General features: G+C 60.0%; 20 protein-coding genes. 13 read left to right on the forward strand and 7 right to left on the reverse strand.

Features of this window, described 5'->3' with window-relative positions:
- Window positions 1–2: 2 nt before the first annotated feature.
- From FCL40_RS13540 to FCL40_RS13550, 3 genes are all read right to left on the reverse strand, one after another.
- On the reverse strand, window positions 3–698 hold the full coding sequence (locus FCL40_RS13540) for a 4Fe-4S dicluster domain-containing protein (RefSeq protein ID WP_136853841.1): 696 nt from the start codon (window positions 696–698) through the stop codon (window positions 3–5).
- Window positions 699–1,238: 540 nt separating this feature from the next.
- Window positions 1,239–1,622 (reverse strand): hypothetical protein, encoded by a 384-nt coding sequence (locus tag FCL40_RS13545; RefSeq protein ID WP_136853842.1) that lies wholly within the window; start codon window positions 1,620–1,622, stop codon window positions 1,239–1,241.
- A 172-nt stretch (window positions 1,623–1,794) separates the two neighbouring features.
- Window positions 1,795–2,820, reverse strand: coding sequence for a polyamine ABC transporter substrate-binding protein (locus FCL40_RS13550; protein ID WP_136853843.1), 1,026 nt, complete (start codon window positions 2,818–2,820; stop codon window positions 1,795–1,797).
- 371 nt (window positions 2,821–3,191) lie between these two features.
- Here FCL40_RS13550 and FCL40_RS13555 point away from each other — a divergent pair, with 371 nt between their 5' ends.
- The gene (locus FCL40_RS13555) at window positions 3,192–3,833 is read left to right on the forward strand and encodes a response regulator transcription factor (protein WP_136853844.1); all 642 of its coding nucleotides are present in this window, start codon (window positions 3,192–3,194) and stop codon (window positions 3,831–3,833) included.
- Window positions 3,834–3,846: 13 nt separating this feature from the next.
- Here FCL40_RS13555 and FCL40_RS13560 read toward each other — a convergent pair whose 3' ends face one another.
- On the reverse strand, window positions 3,847–7,308 hold the full coding sequence (locus FCL40_RS13560) for a hybrid sensor histidine kinase/response regulator (protein WP_136853845.1): 3,462 nt from the start codon (window positions 7,306–7,308) through the stop codon (window positions 3,847–3,849).
- Between the two features lie 191 nt (window positions 7,309–7,499).
- On the opposite strand from FCL40_RS13560, the gene FCL40_RS13565 reads away from it, so the two are divergent.
- From FCL40_RS13565 to FCL40_RS13615, 11 genes are all read left to right on the forward strand, one after another.
- Complete coding sequence (locus FCL40_RS13565; protein WP_407644152.1) at window positions 7,500–8,534, forward strand: DcaP family trimeric outer membrane transporter; 1,035 nt, start codon at window positions 7,500–7,502, stop codon at window positions 8,532–8,534.
- A gap of 97 nt (window positions 8,535–8,631) precedes the next feature.
- Window positions 8,632–9,429, forward strand: a complete 798-nt coding sequence (locus FCL40_RS13570; protein WP_136853847.1) for an ABC transporter ATP-binding protein — start codon at window positions 8,632–8,634, stop codon at window positions 9,427–9,429.
- A complete protein-coding gene (locus FCL40_RS13575) occupies window positions 9,429–11,393 on the forward strand; it encodes a long-chain fatty acid--CoA ligase (protein WP_136853848.1) in 1,965 nt (654 codons plus the stop codon). Before FCL40_RS13570 ends, FCL40_RS13575 begins: the two co-directional genes overlap by 1 nt.
- Window positions 11,390–12,283 (forward strand): branched-chain amino acid ABC transporter permease, encoded by an 894-nt coding sequence (locus tag FCL40_RS13580; RefSeq protein ID WP_136853849.1) that lies wholly within the window; start codon window positions 11,390–11,392, stop codon window positions 12,281–12,283. Before FCL40_RS13575 ends, FCL40_RS13580 begins: the two co-directional genes overlap by 4 nt.
- Window positions 12,284–12,323: 40 nt before the next feature.
- Entirely contained in the window at window positions 12,324–13,397 is a 1,074-nt protein-coding gene (locus FCL40_RS13585) for a branched-chain amino acid ABC transporter permease (protein ID WP_136853850.1), read from the forward strand.
- A 116-nt stretch (window positions 13,398–13,513) separates the two neighbouring features.
- Window positions 13,514–14,755 carry an ABC transporter substrate-binding protein gene (locus FCL40_RS13590; protein ID WP_136853851.1) on the forward strand — a complete coding sequence of 414 codons (1,242 nt, stop codon included), beginning with the start codon at window positions 13,514–13,516 and terminating at the stop codon, window positions 14,753–14,755.
- Between the two features lie 63 nt (window positions 14,756–14,818).
- Window positions 14,819–15,640 carry an ABC transporter ATP-binding protein gene (locus FCL40_RS13595; RefSeq protein WP_136853852.1) on the forward strand — a complete coding sequence of 274 codons (822 nt, stop codon included), beginning with the start codon at window positions 14,819–14,821 and terminating at the stop codon, window positions 15,638–15,640.
- A 10-nt stretch (window positions 15,641–15,650) separates the two neighbouring features.
- Window positions 15,651–16,877 (forward strand): phenylacetate--CoA ligase family protein, encoded by a 1,227-nt coding sequence (locus FCL40_RS13600; protein WP_136853853.1) that lies wholly within the window; start codon window positions 15,651–15,653, stop codon window positions 16,875–16,877.
- Window positions 16,878–17,344: 467 nt separating this feature from the next.
- On the forward strand, window positions 17,345–18,046 hold the full coding sequence (locus FCL40_RS13605) for a hypothetical protein (RefSeq protein ID WP_136853854.1): 702 nt from the start codon (window positions 17,345–17,347) through the stop codon (window positions 18,044–18,046).
- A gap of 537 nt (window positions 18,047–18,583) precedes the next feature.
- Window positions 18,584–19,510, forward strand: coding sequence for a C-GCAxxG-C-C family (seleno)protein (locus FCL40_RS13610; protein WP_136853855.1), 927 nt, complete (start codon window positions 18,584–18,586; stop codon window positions 19,508–19,510).
- A gap of 13 nt (window positions 19,511–19,523) precedes the next feature.
- Entirely contained in the window at window positions 19,524–20,003 is a 480-nt protein-coding gene (locus tag FCL40_RS13615) for a hypothetical protein (protein ID WP_136853856.1), read from the forward strand.
- 471 nt (window positions 20,004–20,474) lie between these two features.
- Here the strand turns inward: FCL40_RS13615 and FCL40_RS13620 are convergent, their stop codons facing one another.
- The 3 genes from FCL40_RS13620 to FCL40_RS13630 form a co-directional block, all read right to left on the reverse strand.
- Window positions 20,475–21,170, reverse strand: coding sequence for a hypothetical protein (locus FCL40_RS13620; protein WP_136853857.1), 696 nt, complete (start codon window positions 21,168–21,170; stop codon window positions 20,475–20,477).
- 448 nt (window positions 21,171–21,618) lie between these two features.
- Entirely contained in the window at window positions 21,619–22,194 is a 576-nt protein-coding gene (locus FCL40_RS13625) for a redoxin domain-containing protein (RefSeq protein ID WP_136853858.1), read from the reverse strand.
- Window positions 22,195–22,205: 11 nt separating this feature from the next.
- A complete protein-coding gene (locus FCL40_RS13630; protein WP_136853859.1) occupies window positions 22,206–22,784 on the reverse strand; it encodes an NAD(P)H-dependent oxidoreductase in 579 nt (192 codons plus the stop codon).
- A gap of 107 nt (window positions 22,785–22,891) precedes the next feature.
- Here FCL40_RS13630 and FCL40_RS13635 point away from each other — a divergent pair, with 107 nt between their 5' ends.
- On the forward strand, window positions 22,892–23,251 hold the full coding sequence (locus FCL40_RS13635; RefSeq protein WP_136853860.1) for a winged helix-turn-helix transcriptional regulator: 360 nt from the start codon (window positions 22,892–22,894) through the stop codon (window positions 23,249–23,251).
- Window positions 23,252–23,346 lie beyond the last annotated feature (95 nt).

The raw sequence follows: 23,346 nt of genomic DNA on the forward strand, positions 1-23,346 counted from the left end.
TCCTATCGTTGCCATTCCAGGTGGTTGAGTTTCAGTATCTTCTTGTCATCGCTGGGCTGGGGCAGGCCGATGTAGAGGATGCTGGGCAGGTTGCCGGAGTCGGGCAGCATGCCATAGACCCTGTTGTCGCGAACCAGCTTGGCCACTTCGCTGTTGGGGTCGTTGAGGTCGCCGAATACCCGGGCTTCGCCGATACAGGTCTCCACACAGGCGGGCAGCAGGCCCTGCTGCAGGCGGTGCACACAGAAGTTACATTTCTCGGGGGCGGTCTTGTACTTGGGATCCTTGCGGCGGGCGCCGTAGGGACAGGCTTTGACACAGCGCTGACAGTGGATGCACTTGTCGTAGTCGATCACCACGATGCCATCCTCTTCCCGCTTGTAGGTGGCGTTCTTGGGACACACCTCGACGCAGGAGGGTTTGTCACAGTGATTGCACTGGTTGGGTACCGCCAGGGTGGCGACGCCGTCGGCGGTCTCCATCGAGGATTGGGTGACCCGGGTACGGGCTCGGCCTTCGGGTACCTGGTTCTCGATGGAGCAGGATACGCTGCAGGAGAGGCAGCCGGTGCAGCGGCGAACGTCGAACACCATGGCCATGCGCTTGCCCTGGGTCTGGGCCAGCAGACTGGTGCTGGGGATCAGCGTCAGAGCCGCACTCCCTGCCGCCATCTTGAGTAATGAACGTCTGTCTAACATAAGAGGTCCTTTAATATGCCTCGCCAAGTTGGCAAGGCGGAATAAAGAGAAACTGGGCAGGAAATAAAATAGTTCAAACAGAATTAAGAAGGGAGCAATAGCTATATTTCAACCGTTTTAATGCAGGGGGGCTCCCATCTTTCCAATAGTGAAAAACGCGTCTTGCACATAGTGCAATGTAATCCGCTCCGATGCGGTGTTAACGGGAGGTTGACTCGTCAGTGCCGCGATTTTGGCCGCTTTTCCGTAATTGGTGATAAAGGGAGCGTGGTCACAGGTATCCCGTTTAGGCTGGGTAAACTTTGCTTGTAATTATGATTAAGCTGTGGGGCGGGGATATATGCTTGGATTCCTATTTCGCTCAACGGACAAGAATTAAATTTGTTGAAAATAACGTGGCAGGGCCCAGTGAACTTCTATTAATACTCGGCAAATGCGGATGAATCGTCGGATAAAATGGGCGGGGCGCTCTGGGCATTGAGAGACCAGAATTACGCCGCCATAGATTCTGAAACAGACTAGCAACACTCTGCGGTGGGCTTAGCGGGCCGGGTGAACCCCTTGCATGTCGCCGGACAGCAGCAGTTCGGTGAGGGATCTGTCGCCTATCGGCTCCCGGCCCAGCTTCAGCAGGATCAACGAGAAGCGCTTGGCCATGGCGCGTTCGTGCGAGCGTATCGCCTCCGGGTTGCCCATGGCCAACACCGAGTGGTACTGCCAGGTGAGGCTCTCCGGCAGCTCGGCTTCGAATCTGAGTCCCAGGCCGTTGCGCAGCTGGTACTGCTCCCCTTTGCTGTGACAGGCGGTGCACTCCACCCTGTACAGCTTCAGTTGCCGTTTCATGGTGTCGGCAAAGATCGGGTGGGCGCTGGCACCCTGGCAGAGCAGCAGGGTCATGAACAGGGTGGTGCTGAACATCTTCATTGTGCCCCCACTATCACCAATAACCTAAATTTATTATATGTATAAGTAACTTCTGGTCGATGGATTTTTAACCTGGAGTGTGAGCTGTCCGGCAGAATGGCGGTCAGGGCCGACCCGGAGGGGGGACGTCGGGTCGCCGGCTTACGGGCCGGGGCCGGCGAACCTTGGAAGTCTAGTTGTGCTTGAGGGCGTCGACCGCCTCGATTATTCGGCGCTCGGTCTCGTTGGCGCGGCGCCTAAGCAACAGAGCCCCGTCGAACACCTCGCCGGTGGGATAGAGCTCCTGATCTCCCTGGTAAGCCTCTGAGGTCAGTGCCTTGGCGGCACTAATGGGGGTGGGCATCTGCGCTTTTTCGGCGTTCAGCGCGGCAACATCGGGGCGGTTGATAAAGTTCAGGAAGGCGAGCGTCGCCTCGCTGACCGGACGGCCGGCGGGGAGCACCCAGCAATCCACCCACAGCAGGCTTCCCTCTTTGGGGATCACATAGGTCCAATCCTCCTGGCCGGTGGCGTCGATGATCTCTTCCACGTCGGCCGAGTAGGCTAGCGCCATGGCCATTTCACTCTCCTGTTGCCAGCTCAGCGCATAGGAGACGCCATAGTCGTAGGCCAGCAGATGCGCCTTCTGTTCCCCCATCAGGGCGAAGGCCTGTTCCAGCTCTGTCCGTTGCGAACTGTTGGGGCTGAAACCCAGGGCCATCAGGGCGGCGGCGGTGAACTCTCGGTAGTCGCTCAGGACAACCAGTTTTCCTCGGAAGGGGGGCGGAGGATCGAACAACTGATGCCAAGAGTCAATCTGTACCCCCAGGGAGGAGCGATAGGCGATGCCCAGGGTACCCCAGCTGTAGGCCGCGCCATACTCCCCGCAGGCCTGTTGCCAGCGCTCGTCGATGTGGCTGAGGTTAGCCACCCGCCCAGCCATAGGTTGAATCAGCCCCTGGCTGGCATACTCGTCGGTGGCGGTGTTGTCGGCCATGATCAGGTCAAACAGGGTGGCCCCTCCCGCCTGCAGCATGGCGTTGCGTTCGGCATCGGAGCTGATAAAGAACTGACGGATGGTGTGGCCGGTTTCCCGGCGAAAGGCGCTAACCACCTCATCCGCCAGGTAGGCTTCCCAGGTCAGCAGCCGGACCTCGGCGGACAGCGCCAGGGTGGGCAAAAGGGCGAAGGCAAGGAGCGGCAGAGATCGACTGTGCATAACCTGTCTTTGGTATTCAGTGAAGTGTGCTGGCTCTCTCCGAGAGAGGCACACCAGGTTTCAACCCCATGGTGAGAGCTGGTGCATTACCCTTTGCCGACAGAGGAGGGCGCCGTCACAGGCCAACCCGGGTCAACGGGGGGGCTGCTCAGGCCTCAAGGGTATTGAATCATAGTCTAATAGGATTTAGGTTAACTGCGGCTGTAACAGTAACGTTGAATTGACTAAAGGTCTAATGGCCCAGATGGGTCAATTCGATAGACTCAGACTAATCTGTTAGGCCAAGGATAGGTGCCTGGGCGCCTGGGGTATCCAATGTAAACTGCCCGCCGCTGCGCGAGGTGGCATCAGCGCACCCACAAGGACGCCATATGTATCAACCGGAAAAAATCATCATCGCCGACGACCACCCGCTGTTTCGTCAGGCCCTGCTCTCGGTGCTGGAGAAGCAGTTCCCCGATGCCGCTGTGCTGGAGGGGGAGTCGGTGTGCCAGTTGCAGGAGTTGCTGGAACAACATGGCGACGCCGACCTGCTGCTGCTGGATCTCAACATTCCCGATGCCCACGGTTTCAATACCCTGGTGCAGATTCGAGCCCGTCACCCCGAACTGGGGGTGATCATCATCTCCGGCCAGGAGGACAATCGCACCATTGCCCAGAGTGTCCGCTGCGGTGCCGCCGCCTTCGTGCCCAAGTCCCAACCGGTGCCCAGGATGATCGAGGCGGTCGAGGCGGTGATGGCCGGACAGCAGTGGCTGCCCGAGGGCACCGATCTGAATGAGGGTGCCGGTGATGGGGTGGAGGAGAAGATCGCCAGCCTCTCCCCCAGGCAGCACAAGATCCTGATGATGTTCGCCGACGGTCTGCTCAACAAGCAGATCGCCCAGGAGCTGGGTCTGTCGGAGGCCACCATCAAGGCCCACGCCAGCGCCATTTTTCTCAAGCTCGGGGTGCGCACCCGTACCCAGGCGGTGATCGCCATGAAACAGCTGCAGCCGGAGACCTCGGCCTAGGCCGCCGCCGTGATCACTCCTGGGCTTCTGCCTGGGCATAGTTCTGCTGCAGTTCCCGCACCAGGGTGGCGCTCATCATCGCACGCAGTGCCACGGGTTTCACCAGCTTGCGCAGGAACCCGAATCCGCCCGCCTTGGCCTGGGCCACCACCCCTTCGTCGGTGGTGGCGCTGATCAGGATCCCGGGGATCGGACGGTCGCACAGCTGCTGCATCCGCTTCATCACGGTGAGACCGTCCTCGTTGTTGTCGAGCTGGTAGTCCACCAGCATGATGTCCACCTCGCCATGACGGCTGCGGATCAGGGCTTCGGCGCTGGCCAGGCTGTCGGCGACAAAGACGCTGCAGTGCCAGCTTTTCAGTAGGTTTTCCATGCCGGCCAGTACCGATGGGTCGTTGTCGACGCACAGCACCCGTACTCCCTGCAGGGTAAAGGCGCTGGCCCTGGCCGGCGCCGGCTGGAGCTGTGGCCGTGCCGGCGGCAGGGCCAGGGAGAAACAGCAGCCCCGGCCAGCTTCGGAGTCGAGGGTTAGGGTGTGTCCCAGCAGCTGACTGAGGCCCTGGGCGATGTTGAGACCCAGCCCCAGGCCGCTGGGACCGGTGCCGTTACCGTCCAGTCGGGTGAACTGCTCAAACACCAGCTGCTGCTTCTCGGCCGGAATGCCGGGGCCGGTGTCCAGCACCTGGATCTCCAGTTGTTCGCCACGGCGGCAGCCCAGCAGCACTTTGCCGCCACTGGCGTACCTCAGGGCATTGGACAGCAGATTTTGCAAAATCCGTCTCAGCAGCTGCCGGTCGCTGTGAACCCAGGCGCTGCAGGGCACCGCCCTGAGGGTGACCCGGTAGCGGGGCGCCAGGGCCCCAAACTCTCCCACCAGGCTGTCCAGCAGCGTCTGCAGCGGGAAGGACTCCAGCTTGGGCACTATGGTGCCACTCTCGATCTTGGTAATGGCATTGAGGTCCAGCAGCAGCTCATTGGCCACCTGCAGTGAGCGGTCAATCTGCTCCAGCCCGGCCCTTTGGTTGGCAGTGAGCCCCCCCTCCTCCATCAGGGTGGAGGAGAACAGCCGGGCGGCGGACAGGGGTTGCAGCAGATCATGGCTGCACGCCTTTAGGTACTGGTTCTTCTGCCGGTGGGCCGCCTCCGCCTGCTCGCGGGCGGCGGCTAGCTTGGCGTTGGATCGGGCCAGCTGTTCGTTGGCGCGGGCCAGCTTGTTGGTGCGCTCGGAGACCAGGGACTCCAGATCCAGGTTCTTCTCCGTCAACAGCGCTTCCGCTTCTCGGTAAACGGTGATGTCGGAGAACAGCATCACGAAACCGCCACCGGGCATGGGGTTGCCCTCGATGCGGATCACCGTGCCGTTGGGCAGCTGCCGCTCCGAACTGTGGCGGCTGCCCTGGCGCAGGTAATGGAGCCGGCGCGCCACCTGGCGATCTACCTCGTCCGCATCGTCGCTCATCTGATTCAGGTTGTAGCGAATCAGATCCGCCACCGGACAGCCGGGGTAGACCAGCCCTTCGGGGTAGTTGAACAGGCTGAGATAGCGGCGGTTCCAGGCTACCAGCGTGAGGTCGTTGTCGGTGACCGAGATCCCCTCCGAGGCGTTTTCGATGGCACTCTGCAGTACCTCGCGGCTGAGGGCGGTGCGCTGGCTGGTGGCCTCATCCATCAGCTGGGCCACCTCATCCAGGGCGATGTCCCGCCCCTGCAGGGCACAGGAGATCACCAGCCGGGCGGAGGCCGATCCCATCACCGTGGCCAGCAGGTTCTCAGTGTAGAGCACCAGCTCCTGATCGACGCTTTGGCGTCCTTCACGGAGCCTGGGGTGGTGGCGGTAGTAGAGTTCGAACCCCCGGGTCGCCTTGTCGGAGCCGACGAAGCGGGCGGCCAGCAGTTCCAGCTCCTTGGGATCGATGCGGCCAGCCTTGATTGGCAGCCTCTCGCGGATGTCGGGGCGGGCAAAGAACAGCTCCATCTGCATCTGCTCCTTCACTGTCTGGCGGCTGAAGGCCGAGATCAGCCAGATCATCATGACGTTCACCGCCAGTCCCAGCAGGGTGGCCATGGTGGTGGCGCCGAAGGGGGAGTCCGCCAGCGGATGGGCATAGGCCCCCAACTGCGGCATCAGGTTGAACAGCAGCCAGATGCCGAAGCCGGCGCCGATGCCGGAGATCACCCCCGCCAGGCTCACCTTGCGCCACCAGAACGCGGCGAACAGCGCCGGGCCAATCTGGGCGATGGCACCGAAGGCCACCTCTCCCAGTGAGGAGAGGGTGTGAGGCGGCGTCACCAGGAACATGCCGAAGGCGAGGAAGATCACCGCCAGCACCAGGGCCTTGCGCACCAGCAGCAGCCGCGCCCTGAATCTCAGGAAATCGGTCTCCTCCAGGGCACTGCGGCGGAACAGGGCCGGGAACACCACTTCGTTACTGAGCATGATGCTCAGCGCCATGGTAGAGATGATCACCATGGCACTGGCGGCGGAGATGGCGCCGAGGAAACTGAGCAGGCTCAGCCACAGGTGGCCATGGTAGGCGGGTAGGAACAGCACGTAGGCGTCCTGGCTCATGGTGTCGCCGTAGAGCAGGGCGCCGGCCTGGCCCAGGGGGGCGGCAAAGAAGGCAAACACCAACACATACAGGGGAAACAGCCATCGGCTGAGCCTGGCCTGCGCCGGCTCCTTGATCTCCACCATGGTCACCTGGAACTGGCGGGGCAGGCACAGGAAGGCACACACCACGACCACCGTCAGCCCCAGCATGGACACCAGGCTGTGACCGGTGAAGGCGGGCTCGGCCGCGGCCGCCGTGGCCCGTTGCCAGATCTGGGCGGGGGAATCGAACGCCACGAAGGAGACGAACAGCCCCACCACCAGGAAGGCCACCAGCTTGATCAGCGACTCGAAGGCGATGGCCACCATCACCCCAGGATGGCGTTCGGTGACATCGATGGCCCGCACCCCGAAGATGATGGTGAAGCCCGCCAGCACCAGGGTCACCAGCAGCCCCAGCTGCCACGAGGTCAGGGTCAGGGTTTCCCGCAGGATCTCGTAGGAGTTGACGATCGCCTTCAACTGCAGGGCGATGTAGGGCAGGGTGCCGAACAGGGCCACCAGGGTCACCAATACCGCCAGCTTCTGCGACTTGCCAAAGCGCGCCGCCAGCAGATCGGCGATGGAGGTGATGTTCAGCCTCAGGCAGACACGGATGATCCGCTGGATAAAGGGCCAGCCCAGGACAAAAAGCAGGATCGGGGCCAGGTACACCGGCAGGTAGGAGAAATCCCCACGGGAGGCCTGGCCGGCGGTGCCGAGAAACCCCCAGGAGGTGCAGTAGACCCCCAGGGAGAGGGCGTAGATCAGGCTGTGCTGCTGGGGGGCCAGTTTGTGCCGGTAGCGGTCACCGAGAAAGGCGATGGCAAACAGCAGGCCGATGTAGCCCAGGCTGATCAGCACCAGGAGCCAGTTTGGAAACATGAACAGTCCCTATTGTGGTTGTGGCGGCCCGCTGCTTCCCTGGGCCGGCTTTTGCCCCAGTGTAACCCCGCAGTCTCGGCCATCGCCTAAGACTTTCGTATTAAGACCTCCGACTTAATACCTATTCCCAATTGTGACTGAGGTCACCTTTCACGATGTTTAGGACACCACTACAACAAGGGATAGTAATGATGAAACACTCACTGAAGCTGGCTGCGGCCGGCGCTTTGCTGGCCTTTTCCGGCAGTGCCCTCTCCGGTTACGAGATCAAGCTTTCTGACGATGACAAGCTGATCTTCGGCGGTTACATCAAGATGGATGCCCGTTATGTGGACGGGGATGTGAGCTACAAGGATTTCTGGATTGGTTCGGGAAGCCCCAGAGAGGACAACGCCTCCCAGTTCCGCGTCTTCGCCAACGAGACCCGGTTCAACACCAAGTATGTGCACGGTGATCTCACCGGTTTCATCGAGATGGACTTTTACGGCGGCGGCGGTACCCAGGTCATTTCCAACTCTGCCAACCCCAGAATCCGTCACGCCTTCATCAACTACAAAAATGTGCTGGCCGGCCAGACCTGGTCTACTTTCATGAACACCAGCGCCATCCCGGAGACCGCCGACTTTGCCGGTGCCACCGTGGGCCTGGTGTTTATCCGCCAGGGGCAGTTGCGCTACACCAACGGCGGCCTGCAGCTCTCCATCGAAAACCCAGAGTCCGAGGGCGGCGCGCCAGATTACGACAACATCCCCGATGTGATCGCCAAGTACACCCTGACGGGGGACTGGGGCAACCTTTCTCTGGCGGCGATGGGACGCGAACTGAACATCGATAAGGACGACAGCGAGACCGCCTTTGGTGGTTCTGTCGCCGGTAAGATCAACACCTTCGGCAAGGACGATTTCCGCTTCCAGGTGCATTTCGGCGAGGTGGGCCGCTATGTTGGCGTAGCTCTGGCCAAGGACCTGGTCAATGGCAAGGTGGAGGACACCACCGCCTACCTGGCGGCCTACCGTCATTGGTGGAACGAGACCTTGCGCAGCACCTTCATGTATGGCCGCGCCGAAACTGACCTGGGCGACGCCGATAACAGCCAGTGGAGCGTCAACCTGTTTAACAATCTGACCAAGGAACTGGCGGTCGGTTTTGAGGTGGGGCAGTTCAAGATGCACAATGCCGATGCCGATTCCTACTACGGCCAATTCTCCATGCGTTACGCCCTGTAACGCTTTGTGCGGCGGGGGGAATTTTCCCCGCCGCAACGCTACTGCACGACTTCAACCGGGCAGCGGATGCCCCCACCCAAGAATCAGGAGTTTGGGAATGACAGATTCCATCCTCAAAGTCGAGCACGTTTCTCTCGCCTTCGGCGGGGTCAAGGCGTTGACCGACGTCAGTTTTGAAGTGCCCAGGGGATCGGTGTTTTCCATCATCGGCCCCAACGGCGCCGGCAAGACCTCCATGCTCAACTGCATCTCAGGTCGCTACCGTCCCCAGAAAGGGGCCATCCATTTTGACGGCCGCGAGGTGACTCACCTTCGACCCAATGACCGCGCCGATCTGGGCATCGGCCGCACCTTCCAGAACCTGGCCCTGTTTGGCCACATGACGGTTCTGGAGAACATCATGGTGGGCCGTCACCACCTGATGAACAACAACTGGGTCACCGGCCCCCTCTACTGGCTGTCGCCAGCGGAAAAGGAGGAGCTGACCCACCGCCGTGAGGTGGAGCAGATCATCGACTTCCTCGACATCACCCATGTGCGCAAGTCGGTGGCAGGCACCCTCTCCTACGGCCTGCGCAAGCGGGTGGAGCTGGCCCGGGCCATGGCGCTGAAGCCCAAGCTGATCCTGCTGGATGAACCCATGGCGGGGATGAACCTGGAAGAGAAGGAGGACATGGCCCGCTACATCCTCGACCTCAACGAGGAGTTCGGCATTACCGTGGTGATGATCGAGCACGACATGGGGGTGGTGATGGACATCTCCCACGAGGTGATGGTGCTGGACTTCGGCAAGAAGCTGATCAGTGGCCTGCCGGAGCAGGTGATGGCGGATGAGCACGTCAAGCGCGCCTACCTCGGGCTGGAGGAGGACGACGAGATGCAGGAGGCAGGCTGATGAGTCAGGTATTTAACGCAGCCGAACACGGCTTTGAGATGGGTGAGCTGAACACCTTTCCCAAGATCCTGCGCCACAACGCCCGGCACTGGCCCGGGGAGGTGGCGATGCGGGAGAAGGAGTTCGGCATCTGGAACGAATTCACCTGGGCCGATTACCGGGACCGGGTGAAATGGATGGCGCTGGCCCTGACCAAGCTGGGGATCCAGGCCAAGGACACCATCGCCCTGCTGGGGGACAACCGGCCCGAGTGGGTCTGGGGCGAGGTGGCGGCCCACACCCTGAGGTGCTACTCGGTGGGGATCTACCAGGACTCCCTGCACGAGGAGGTGGCCTACCTCATCGAGCTCTCCGGTACTTGTGTGGTGATCGCCGAGGATGAGGAGCAGTGCGACAAGCTGCTGGAGCTGGGGGATCAGATCCCCGGGGTGAAATACATCGTCTACTGCGATCCTCGCGGCATGCGCAAGTACGACGACCCGCGGCTGGTGGACGTGGAGGATCTCTACCGTATCGGCCGCGAGCAGGAGGACCGTCATCCCGAGCGGTTCGACCAGATGGTGGATGCCACCCGTCCGGAGGAGGTGGCCATCTACTGCACCACCTCGGGTACCACCTCCAAGCCCAAGATCGCCCTGCTGCAGGGGGGCAACTTCGTCCAGCACTGCAGCGCCTACCTGAGGGCAGACCCCCGCAGCCCGGGCGACAACTACGTGTCGGTGCTGCCGCTGCCCTGGATCATGGAGCAGGTGTACGCGGTGGGTCAGGCGCTTATCGCCCGCCAGATCGTCAACTTCGTCGAGGAGCAGGAGACCATGATGGCCGACCTGCGCGAGATTGGCCCCAGCTTCGTGCTGCTGGCTCCCAGGGTGTGGGAACAGATCCTGGCCGATGTGCAGGCACGGATGATGGACTCCACCCCACTCAAGCAGAAGCTGTACGAGTTCGCCATGAAGCGTGCGGAGAAGGCCCTGGATGAGGGCAGAAAGTCGACCCTGGCGGAGTGGCTGCTGATGAAGGCGCTGCGGGATCGCCTCGGCTTCTCCTTCCTCAAGTCCGCCGCCACCGGCGGCGCCGCCATGGGCCCGGACACCTTCCGTTTCTTCCAGTCCATCGGCGTGCCCCTGCGTCAGCTCTATGGCCAGACCGAGATGTGTGGTGCCTACACCATTCACCATGCTGACGATGTGGACTATGACAGCGTCGGCGTGGCCTTCGACAACGCCGAGGTGAAGGTGATCAACGCCGATGCCGAGGGACTGGGGGAGGTGGTGGCCCGGACCGTAGGGATGTTCTGTGGCTACCTGGGCAACCAGGCCGCCTTTGATGAGGACGTCAAGGAGGGCTGGATGCACACCGGCGATGCCGGTTACTTCAAGGAGTCCGGCCACCTGGTGGTGATTGACCGCATCAAGGACCTGGCTCACACCAGCACCGGCATCCAGTACTCGCCTCAGTACATCGAGAACAAGCTGAAGTTCTCCAGCTTCATCGGCGAAGCGGTGATCCTGGGTAAGAACCGCCCCTACCTGTCCGCCATCCTCTGCATCCGGTTCTCCATTGTCGCCAAGTGGGCGGAGCAGCAAGGGCTGGCCTTCACCAACTACATCAACCTGGCCAGTTTGCCCGAGGTATACGCTAAGCTCAGCGAAGAGGTGGAGCGAGTCAACGCCAGCCTGCCGCCGGCGCAGAAGATCGCCAAATTTGTGCTGCTCTACAAGGAGCTGGACGCCGATGACGGTGAACTGACCCGGACCCGCAAGGTGCGCCGCGGCGTCATCGCCGAGAAGTACGGTGACATCATCGAGGCGATCTATGACGACCAGACTCGGGTGGATATCGACACGGTGATCACCTTCCAGGACGGTTCCAACACCCGGGTACAGACCCAGTTGGAGGTGGCCACCCTCATCGACCCGCCTTCCGGGCAGGCGCCCGATACCGAGCAAAGGAGAGCATCATGAATTTCGAGTTGTTACTGCAACTGGTGGTCAACGGGCTGATCGTTGGCCTGCTGTACGGTGTGGTGGGGATGTGCTTCGTGCTGGTGTACAAGTCCACCCAGATCGTCAACTTCGCCCAGGGGGAATTCCTGCTGGTGGGCGCCTGGACCTGCTGGGCGCTGCTGGTCTATCTGCAGCTGCCCTTCCTGGTCGGCTTCCTACTGAGCCTGGCCTTTATGGCGGTGTTCGGGGTGGCGCTGCAGATGATTGTGCTCAGGCCGATGATCGGTGAGCCCATCATCTCGGTGATCATGGTGACCATCGGCCTGTCGATCTTCTTCCAGTCGCTGACCAAGTGGATTTTCGGTGTGGCGCCGGAGAGCTACCCTCAGGTGTTTGACACCCAGAGCATCAGCCTGTTCGGCCTCAACATCGAGCTGGCGTACCTGATGAGCACCGGCATCGCCATCCTCATCATGGTGGGCTTCTACCTGTTCTTCACCCACTCCAAGCATGGCCTGGCGATGCGCGCCACCGCCTTCGACCAGCAGGTGGCCCAGTCCCTGGGGATCTCGGTCAAGCAGGTGTTCGCCATGAGCTGGGGCATCGCCGCCACCGTCTCCGCCACCGCCGGAGTGGTGATCGGCATGGTCAACGGCGTCTCCGACTCGCTGTCGGTGATGGGGATCAAGGTGTTCCCGGCGGTGATCCTCGGCGGCCTGGACTCCATCGTCGGCGCCATCGTCGGCGGCATCACCATCGGCGTGTTGGAGAACCTGGCGGAGTTCGCCGACAGCCAGTACCTGCATATCGGCAACATGTATGACATCGCGCCCTTCTATGTGCTGTTGGTGATTCTGTGGTTCAAGCCCTATGGCCTGTTCGGCACCAAAGACATCGAGCGGATTTAAAAGGAAGTAACCATGAGTTTTATTGTGAAAGGAGTGCGCCATGTCTAGCCCGGCCATGCGACCCTGCGGCGATTTTCGCACCAGCTACAAGCAGGACAACACCATCTTCGAGACCCGCACCATCCACTGGGTGACGGTGGCGGCCATCGCCCTGGCCTGTCTGGCGCCCCTGGTGCTGGACGCCTACTACCTGACCCTGTTCATCCAGATCTCCTACCTGGGGATCGCGGCCCTGGGTCTGAACATCCTGGTGGGCTACACCGGCCAGATCTCCCTGGGCCACGGTGCCTTCTTCGGCTTCGGCGCCTTCGCCTCCGCCTGGCTCAACACCAGCTTCGGCATTCCGGTGTTTCTGTGTATCCCCCTGGCGGGCTACCTGACCATGGGGGTGGGGATGCTGTTCGGCATGCCGGCGGCGCGGATCAAGGGGCTCTATCTGGCCATCGCCACCCTGGCGGCCCAGTTCATCATCGAGGATTTCTTTGGCCGAGCCGAGTGGTTCTCCGGCGGCAGCGCCGGGTCCATGGCGGAGCCGGTAAACCTGTTCGGCATGGTGTTCGATACCGACGAGAGCTTCTTCTATATCGCCCTATTCGCCCTGGTGTTCATGTACCTGTGGGGCTGCAACCTGATGCGCAGCCGCGACGGCCGTGCCTTCGTGGCGGTGCGGGATCACTACCTGTCGGCGGAGATCATGGGGGTCAAGCTGAACAAGTATCGGCTGCTCTCCTTCGGCATCTCCTCCTTCTACGCCGGCATCGGCGGCGCCCTGTACGCCCACTACCTGGGGTACGTGTCCGCCGAGGGGTTCACCATCTTCATGTCGGTGCAGTTTCTGGCGATGGTGATCATCGGCGGCCTGGGCTCGGTGAAGGGCACCTTGATGGGCTGTGTGTTCATGGTGCTGCTGCCGGAGGCTCTGGAGGGGGGCGTGGGCCTGATGAAGATGACCGAGTGGGGCAACATCCCCATGGTGGTGGACGGCCTGGCTTACATCAAGGAGATGGCCATCGGCCTGGTGATCATCCTGTTCCTAATCTTCGAGCCCCAGGGGCTGGCCCACCGCTGGCAGCAGATCAAGAACTACTGGAAGTTCTACCCCTTCGCCTACTAGCAACCGCAAATTCTGCCCCTCGGTGTGCTGAGGGGTGCGCGGGGGCGCCGGGCGGTCGGGCGTCCCCTACAACGGAAATCGGGCCTGTGGCGCCCGTAAACCAAGGGACGATAACTATGTATAAGAGATCTGCTTTCTTTGCCGCCACTGCGGCCCTGACCATGGCCGCGCCGGCCCTGGCCGAGGACTCGGTATTCGTTGGCCACCTGGCCGACATGTCAGGCCCCACCGCCTTCGTGGGCAAGGTGTACGCCGACGGCGTACGCGATGCCATGACCTACATCAACGAGCACGGCGGCATCAGCGGCACCAAGCTGGAGTTCGAGACCATCGATTACGCCTACAAGGTGCCCCAGGCGATCGCCTCCTACAAGAAGTGGAAATCCCGCAAGGGGATGGTGGCGATGCAGGGATGGGGCACCGCCGACACCGAGGCGTTGATCTCCTTCGTCGCCAAGGATGAGATCCCGGTCTACTCCGCCTCCTACTCCGGTCACCTGACCGATCCTCAGGGCAAGAACCCCAACACCTCCAAGCCGGCACCCTACAACTTCTTCTACGGCGCCTCCTACTCCGACGCCTGCCGTGGCCTGGTGCAGTGGGCCGCCCAAGACTGGAAGGCCAAGGGTAACGGCGGCAAGCCCAAGTTCACCCACATCGGCGCCAACCACCCCTATCCCAATGCGCCCAAGGAGGCCTGTGCGGCCTACGCCACCGAGCTGGGCTTCGAGGTGATGCCTCCGGTGGTGATCTCCATGAAGCCAGGTGACTTCAAGGCCCAGTGCCTGAGCCTGAAGAGCTCCGGCACCAACTACGGCTACATCGGCAACCTGGGGGGCTCGGTACTGTCCCTGGTGAAATCCTGCAACACCGTGGGCACCGACATCCAGTTCATGTCCAACATCTGGGGCGGCGACAAGAAGGTGTTCGAGGCCGCCGGCGAGGGGATCAAGGACTACATCTTCCCCACCATGACCCCGTTCTGGACCGACGATGTCCCCGGCATGAAGCTGGTGCGGGCGATCTCCAGGGTCTCCGATCCCTCCGGCAAGGAGGAGCGCCTGCACCACTACATTCGCGGCGTGTGCTCCGCCTACTACATGAAGGAGGCGATGGAGTGGGCCAAGGCCAACGGCGGCATCACCGGTGAGAACATCAAGAAGGGGATGTACGCCCGCGACAACTGGGTGCCCAAGGGGCTCGAGGGGGTGTGTCTGGCCGCCAACTGGAGCGAAGAGGATCACCGCGGCATCAACCAGGTGAACATCTACAAGGGTAACTACAACGACGGCAACGTTCAGGTCGAACGGGTCAGCCAGATGACCCTGGAGCGCCGTGACGACTGGCTGGGATTTTGAGCCGGTCAACCCAACAAGCAAGTGGGGCGCCCCGGCGCCCCGGTCAAGGAATGAGGAGTCCCCATGACAGAAGCTGCAGTTCAGATTCAGACCGAAGCGCCGGTGCTGGCGGTCAACAACATTGAGGTGGTGTACGACGAGGTGATCCAGGTGCTCCGCGGGGTCAGCATCGAGGTGCCCCAGGGCAAGATCGTCACCCTGCTGGGCCCCAACGGCGCCGGCAAGTCCACCACCCTCAAGGCGATCTCCGGTCTGCTCAAGACCGAAGATGGCGAGGTGACCCGGGGGGACATCCACTTCATGGGCCAACGCATCGACACCGCTCACGCCGAGGAGATCGTCCGCGGTGGCATTTTCCAGGTGATGGAGGGGCGTCGCATCGTCGAGGATATGACGGTGATCGAGAACCTCAAGCTGGGGGCCTACACCCGCAGCGACAACGAGGTGGCGGCGGACATCGAGATGGTGTTCGACTATTTCCCCCGCCTGAAGGAGCGCACCGGCCTGGCCGGCTACCTGTCAGGCGGTGAGCAGCAGATGCTGGCTATCGGCCGGGCGCTGATGGCCCGCCCCAGGATGATCTTGCTGGACGAGCCCTCCATGGGGCTGTCGCCGCTGCTGGTGAAGGAGGTGTTCGCCATCATCGAGAAGATCAACCGGGAGCAGGGGATCACCATGCTGCTGGTGGAGCAGAACGCTAACTACGCCCTGAAGGCGGCCCACTACGGCTACATCATGGAGTCGGGTAAGATCGTGCTGGACGGCACCCGGGAGCAGTTGCTGAATAACGAGGATGTGAAGGAGTTCTACCTGGGCGGCGGCAACGAGGAGCGCAAAAGCTTCAAGAACCTCAAATCCTACAAGCGGCGCAAACGCTGGCTCTAAGGAGGTTGGTATGAGCGAGTTTTTCGATGACAAGGAGTGTCTGGATCCTGCCGAGCGTGAGGCGGGGTTGCTGACGCAACTGGATGAGTTTATCGGTTTTGCCCGCAGCCGCAGCCCCTACTACGGGGCGCTGCTGGCGCAGCTGGAGGGCCCATTAGACAGCCGGGAAGCCTTGGCCACTCTGCCGGTGACCCGCAAATCCCAGCTGATTGAGCTGCAGCAGGAGCGCGGTCCCTTGGGCGGGCTCAACCCGGAGGGGGGCAGGGTGGAGCGGCTGTTCCAGTCTCCCGGTCCCATCAACGAGCCGGAGAACACCGGCAACGACTGGTGGCGCATGGGCCGGGCCTTCTATGCCGCCGGCTTTCGCCCAGGGCAGCTGGTGCAGAACTGCCTCTCCTACCACCTCAGTCCCGGCGGCTTTATCCTCGACTCCGGTGCCCGCGCCTGCGGCTGCACCGTGATCCCGGCTGGGCCGGGCCAGACCGAACTGCAGCTGGAGATCAACGCCAGCTTAAGGCCCCAGGGCTACTGCGGCACCCCTTCGTTCCTGAAGATCCTGCTGGACCGGGCGGCGGAGAAGGACCAGAGCCTCTCATTCACCCACGCCCTGGTCACCGGCGAGGCGCTGCCCGGGCCCCTGCGCCAGCTGTTCCTGGAGGCGGGGATCCAAGTGCGCCAGGCCTACGCCACCGCGGACATCGGACTCATCGCCTACGAGAGTGAGCCGGATCAGGGGCTGGTGCTGGCGGAGGATCTCCTGGTGGAGATCGTCCGTCCCGGCAGCGGTGAGCCCGTGGCCGACGGTGAGGTGGGCGAGGTGGTGGTCACCAGCTTCAACCGCGACTATCCGCTAGTCCGCTTCGCCACCGGCGACCTGTCGGCGATGATGACAGGGACCAGCCCCTGCGGCCGCAGCAACGGCCGCATCAAGGGGTGGATGGGGCGGGCGGATCAGACCACCAAGGTGAAGGGGATGTTTGTTCACCCGGTGCAGCTGGAAAGGCTGCGCAACCGGGTGGCGGGAATGAGCCGCATCCGCGCCCGGGTGGAGCGCCACCAGCACAACGATCGCCTGACCCTGCTGTGCGAGCCTGAGGGCCAGCCGACCCTGCCGGAGTCCGAAGTGGCCACCCTGGCCCGGGCGCTGCTCAAGCTGGGGGCCGAGGTGACCTGGGTGGCACCCGGCAGCCTGCCCAGGGACGGCATCGTCATCGAGGATTGCCGTCCCGCTCCCTGACTATCTCTGTCTGTAGTGGTTTGCCGGTGCATCCGCACCGGCTTTTTTGTGCCGGTAACCGGGTGTTGGGCCTGACTCATACCCAGTTCACTACGGCAACAGATACCCTGCTCTACGTCTGTGCTTTTAAAATTTCCCGGTTAAGAGGGTCACACGAGTGCTTCAACACACTGTTGAAGCACAGCTTTCCGAAAGGGGGGAGTTATCGGTACACTCGCGAAAGGAGCGCGGTGAGATGGTTCGGCATCATCATCGGCCCGAGCAGTGCGCTTGAATATGGAGTGCCAGCAGAGTGCGTCGAACAGTGCATTGCATCAAACGGATGAAGCCACATCTCATTTAGGCCATTTTGAATAACTGCTGTTGCCCGGTTGTGATGATAGCCAGCCGCAGGCGGAGAGAAAAAGATGAATCAAGGTCAGTTACTGAAGGTATTTACAACAATTGGGCCGAGGATGGAGAGCGCCGTGAGTGATTTTCTGGCCCACTGGCCCTTGGGTTATGTTGAACACCACCGGGCTGATGAACCCGGGCTCATTACCGAGGCGTCCTGCCATTTCCTCTTTGTCGATGGTGATTTTCTGGGTGATGAAAGCGATGACGGCGAACTTGGCTTAATGCTGAGGCGTGTTCCCGTCGAGGCTCTGTTCCTGTTGACGGAGACCGATGAGGAGAGCGAAGGCTGCATCCGAGCCGCCCTGGGTGATACCCCGGTCTACAAGCTGAAAAGCCAAATTCAGTTGCACGCGGTGCTGAACCTGCTGGCCCATGTGAGCTGCGGTTTCTCCCTCTCCTGTGTCGATTGGGCAGATGTGCGCCGATGCCTGGACCAAGGAGAGCTGTTCGAGCAGAGAGCTGAAACGGGTTTTCCCTATGACAGTGTGCCGCTGGCGGTCTACAAGGCAGTATGCGACTTGGAACAGCGGGCACATGACCAAGGTGGTCAGATTGGTGCATTGGTACTAACGCTGCTGGGAGGGGGAGACATCTCGATGGAGCATTTTGGGGCCGCCTCCCGAATGCTTCAGGGGCTAGACGGAGACCCAGTGGTGATGGTGCAAACCAACCTCAATGAAGGGGCGACACCTGGCTATCACCTGTTTGCCACACTGACACCGGCTTGGTCGCAGACAAGAGAAGGGTTGGATCTTCCTTCATTTCTCAGCTAACTCATCACTACCTCAAGACTTTAACTGGATCATGGTCGCGGCCGGCAAACTCTGCGGTAAAGAGGGGGGGTACCAAAATCGTACCATGAGAAGATCCTCTAATGTTTGCGACCATAATGGCAAGTTTAGAAGGTGTCTGGCGAAGGGCTTGTTTTCATGTGGTTTAAGTCAGCTTCTCTCTATGGCGGACGTTAACGAGACTGCGGACAAGGGGGAGGCGCCCCGCATACGAAGTTGGCCACCGGTGTAGCTGGGATGGCTGCGCAGCCGGCTGGCAGGGGTCAGCCGTACCTGCGCCCGGGCGAATCGCTACCAGTACGACAACCGCCTGATCCTGAATAGCCCCATTTTTCCTAAAGCAGCATAAGATGAATCGGCAGAATCAAAAGTGTGATCGATGCCCGATTGTAATCAACTTTTTGTACTATCATCTCCCTATCAATAACTTAAGTTGTTGATATTTAAGGATATTATAATTCTGTATTGTGGATTTCGGAAATACAGAATAGCGTTTTCTAGCATTATGGAGAGATGATTATGAGCATAGATAGACGTCAGGCCATGGAAAAGATGCTTGGCTTTGCCGGAATGGCCGCGGGAGTCGGGATGGTATCGCCAGCTCTGCTCGCTTCTGATGTTTGCCCGACGGATGAGGCCATTGGTATAGGTAGTGAGGGAGGTCAACAGCTCGGCAACAGTCTCCTGACGTACGCAAAGCTCGATCCCATCAGAGTGGCCCGCCATGCTTATGCCGGCTATGCCCGAGGTGGGTGTATGTATGGTGTCTTTGACGCCATCGTCAAGGAGTTGGCCAGTCAGGGCCATGAAGATGCATGTCGTTTCTCGGCTATTCCAACAAATATCACCGTGTATGGCGGTGGGGGGGTAAACGGATGGGGGTCAATTTGTGGTTGTGTGAATGCTTCCGCAATGGCTGTCAACATGTTGGCTGGCGTTGATCGTGCCGCAGTGATTGACGCTGTCTTTCGTTACTACGAAAAGACTCCGATGCCAAGGGGCGATAGCGATTTCCTCAACTCGATCGGTGCGCCGACACGTCAAGCTGACGATGGCGAGCTGCTCAACGCCGAATTAATTGGCCAGTCAGTTGCCAACTCAATTCTTTGCCATACATCCGTAACCAACTGGTCTGCGGCGAGCAAGTTTGGAGCTAAACACGCCGCTAAATTAGAGCGCTGTGCTCAGATAACCGCAGAAATCGCCTTTATTACTGTGGAGTTTTTGAATCAATCTTTGGTGGGCACGCTTTCCGCTGAAAGAGGTGCCGAGGGAAATGTAGAGTGTGCAGCTTGTCATAAGCCAACCGCTCTTGAACCCGATGGATATGTTGCCGCCGATGTGAACGCCAAGGTTGAATGTCAGACTTGCCACTCTTCTCATGAGCAGTTGGGGGGCATCCCCGAACATGCGGATGATGGCAGTTGCAATAGTTGCCACAAATAGGGGGGGGTGCAGGATGCGAAAGATCATTTTAGTTTCATCTCTAGTTTGGTGGGTAACGGCGTGTGGCTCCGATGGGAGTGAAACCACGATTCCCGATATTCCGGATGCAAGTGTGACATTGAGCCAGGCTGACAGCATTCGGTTGACTGTTGACTCGGTGAGTCAAGATACCTTGTCCATAAACTTTAGGTTAACCAATGAACAGGGGCAGGTAATCACCGATGCGGCATCTAGCTATGAGGTGATGTATCTTGGTTTTCCAGGACACAAGGATTCCTCTTTCTCAGTTCCATGGCACGAAGCGAAACGGTTTGTTTGCGACGCCAAAACCACAGGCTGTGATGGAGAGATGATTGAAGTAAGTCAAGGGGTCTACCAGTTTACACCTGGCAATTTGCCTGACTTTATTGATTCTGTAGAAACATTGAAATATTCCATCACCATTCGTGGTGAATTGGCGAGTAATACATTCCAGTTATATACCCTTACCTAAGGGCTAGGCCGCGGACGTAAGCTTGGCTCAAGGGCCAAGCTTACATCTTTTGTTTAAATGGTCGTACGAATAGCGCCAACCAAGGACAGCTCCAATCATGCGCTTTGGCACCAAAACGGAGACCCTAAACCAAAAGAGGCTAGCTTTAGCCATCCTCTAGCCTTTATCGAGCCAATACCGATGACCTGCAGTTCAGCTCCTACTCCGTTCCCAAATGGGCGCCCCGGATAGCGGTTGCCCGTTGGCGAATCCTGCGCAGGCCGTTGACCTGAGTCCGCAGCTCCGGCCGGACGAAGGAGAGACAATGACAAGGCCCCCATTTTGTGGAAGCCCAACTTTGTCAATCTAGAGGTGTCCAGCAACGGCTGCGCCCTGCAGCCGATGCCAGCAGGCTGGTCGGCGCCGACCAGTGTCGTTACACAAGGGATAAAACCAAAGCGGGGCGTTAATCTTGAGGCCCTGTGTGATTATCTATGAACGTTTCACTGCACTGTTTGCAGGGTTAAAGTTCCATAAAATTCCGAGGAAGCCAACAAATGATCCGAGTGCTAAAAATAGTACGCAGAGGAGTTTGGCGGATTCTTCAAAAATGGCAGAAACTACGGTCCTTGGTTCCTGGGTCGCATCAATAAACGTGTGGATTCCGTAGAAGACAAAACCTATGACAAAGAGCTCGGGCAACATCTTGCACCTGATTAGACTCGGTAAGATTGATGCCACAATGAGTAACGCTACAACGCCATAGAGTATGACGATGACATCATTCCAGTTCCTGAACATGCCGGACTCCATGTATTGACCAAGGACGGAGCCAAAGCGCTCGTGAAACTGAAGCAGTTCATCCAACGCCAGAACTCCGAATCCCAACGTCATGATGACCCAAGGCCAGACGTTGGAGTCTTTGGCTCGAATGGTTACCGCCAGCGCGCCCATGGAGAAGGAGCTTGCCATCGCCAGATAGATTGCCGACAGGGCGGTTATTGCACCGCCTTCGTTTACGAAGTGGTAATCAGGCAGGGTTCCTGATGGGATGGCAAACAGAGCAAGTACGATGTAGGCAAGGGTAGAGAGAGAGACAAAAGAGATAATGAGGTTGACGTTGGGAAGCCGTGTCTGCTTTCGATAAGCCACTGCTTCACGCAATCTGTCGCTAAAGTTATTGTCCATGACTGTATCCCGCTCCTTAGGAATTGATGACTGCGATATGGGTGTCACATGATCTACCCGGTATTCTACTTTGTGCTCTGGTTCAGAACCTGAAAACCACGGCTTTGGATTGATCTTGGCCAATACTCAATTAAGCAAACCTCATGCTCACAATTTATGAGTCATCAACCTGCCATCAAACTCAAGTTCGAGTCTGCTGAAACTATCAGGATAGCCCAGTACTGATATCAAGGCAGAACGGGTGCCTTGAGGTGCCAGCTTCATGACAAGTCGACTGTCCAGGAGCCGGTGTGGAAGCTGCCGCAGCGGGGGTGGGCCTGGCGGGATCTGGACGCTTGAACCCTACGGTTCAATGTTCGGGGCTTGGCCAGGTCTCGGCGATGCGACGGACTGAAAGGACAGAGGATGGCAAACGCCATCCTCTTTGCTTAATCGAGCCAATACCGCTCTAGCTGTAGATCAGCGTCGACTCCGGCCACTGACGGGTGCCTCGAATGGGGTAGTGGTTGTCCGGATCGCGAATCCAGCGCAGGCCGTTGACCAGTGTCCGCAACTCCGGCCGGACGAAGGGGTTGTTGGAGATATCCACCACATGCAGGTTGCCCTGCTCGTTGACCACGAACAGGCCGGGTTCGGCGAAGTTGTGGTCGGTCTCCTGGTCGGAGCGGGGCAGGGAGACATAGAGTCCCAGGGCCTCCATCTGTTCCTGGGTCAGGCCGCAGGCCAGGGGGAAGCTCACCTCCAGTGTCGAGCGGTGATCCAGCAGCTGCTGTTTGGAATCGGCGGAGACGGCGATGATGTCCACGCCGATCTCCTTCAGCTCTTCGCGGAACCCTTCCAGCTGGTTCAGGTACCTGGTGCACAGCGGGCAGTGGCGACCGCGGTAGACCAGCACCAGATGCCAGTCGGTGCCGGTCTCGGGGCGCGGCTGGCCCAGGCGCTGCGGTTCTCCGTCAGGGCGGGTCACAACCAGCTCGGGGAAGGGCTGGCCGGCGGCCAACTTGGTGGTTGGGGCATGACTCATGGTGTCTCTCCTTAAAGGATCTGGCTCAGGTGCTGCTGAAAGCGGATGAGATCCTGCTCGGTCTTCGGGTTCTTCATCACATCGAAGGCGGAAAAGGTGGGCAGGGGCGCCATGCCGAAGAAGCGCAGGTTCATGTGCATGGGGAACATCAGGTCGTCCACGCCCTTGCCCCGGAACAGCTGCTGGTCCGGGTCGTCAAACGCCGACGCCGGCGCGTTGAAGGTGAGGGAGAGCAGGTAGCGGCTGCCGAGCTTGCCGCCGCTGCCATACTGGCGGCCGGCATCCTCGCGGCGGCGTCCGTCACCCTCGCACAGGGCGCCCATCATGCCGGCGGTGTAGACCTCATCCATGTACTTCTTGAAGCTCCAGGGGACCCCCATCCAGTTGACCGGGATCTGCAGGATCACCAGGTCGGCCCACAGGTGCTTGTCGATCTCGGTCTGCACCTCATAGGGGGTGGTCATCACTGTGGTCTGTACCTGGTGTCCCTTACCTCGGGCCATCTCTGCGGCCAGGTCGATCATGGCGGCACTGAGTTTGCCTTCGGAGAAGGGGTAGGGCTGGTGGGTGTTGATCAGCAAAACGTTCATGGTACTGGTCTCCAATGCGAGGGGGAATGTTGTTCTGATGCGCATTCTGGTATCCTTGGTTACCATCGTCAACCAGTATACTTTTAGTAACCACGCAAGGAGAGGTCATGACCCAGGCCAGAGTGACTCAGGATCAGCAGGGGCGAAAGCAGGCGCTTGCCCCCTGTCTGGAGCCTTGTCCCATCGAACGGGGGATGAGGATCATCGGCGGCAAATGGAAGGGGTCGATACTGTGGCACCTGAAAGAGGGGCCGGTTCGCTTCAACGATCTGGCCCGTATCCTCGGTGGTGCCAGCAAGAAGATGGTCAATCAGAGGCTCAAGGAGATGGAGGAGCAAGGCCTGGTGCGACGTCAGGTGCTCAGTGACCGCCCCATTGCCGTGGCCTACGAGATAACCGAGTTCGGCCGCTCGTCGCTGGCGGTGTTGGAGCAGTTGAAGAGCTGGGCCGAGGCGCACGGCATATAGAGGTCAGGGTCCCGGGTCGCTGACGGCCTCTGCGGCCGCCTTGGGCGGGCTGCTGCCCCCTCTCGTTATCCAGAGGGTTGCCCTCCTCGGCCAAG

Source organism: Ferrimonas sediminicola (assembly GCF_005116715.1).
Taxonomy (GTDB): Bacteria; Pseudomonadota; Gammaproteobacteria; order Enterobacterales; family Shewanellaceae; genus Ferrimonas; species Ferrimonas sediminicola.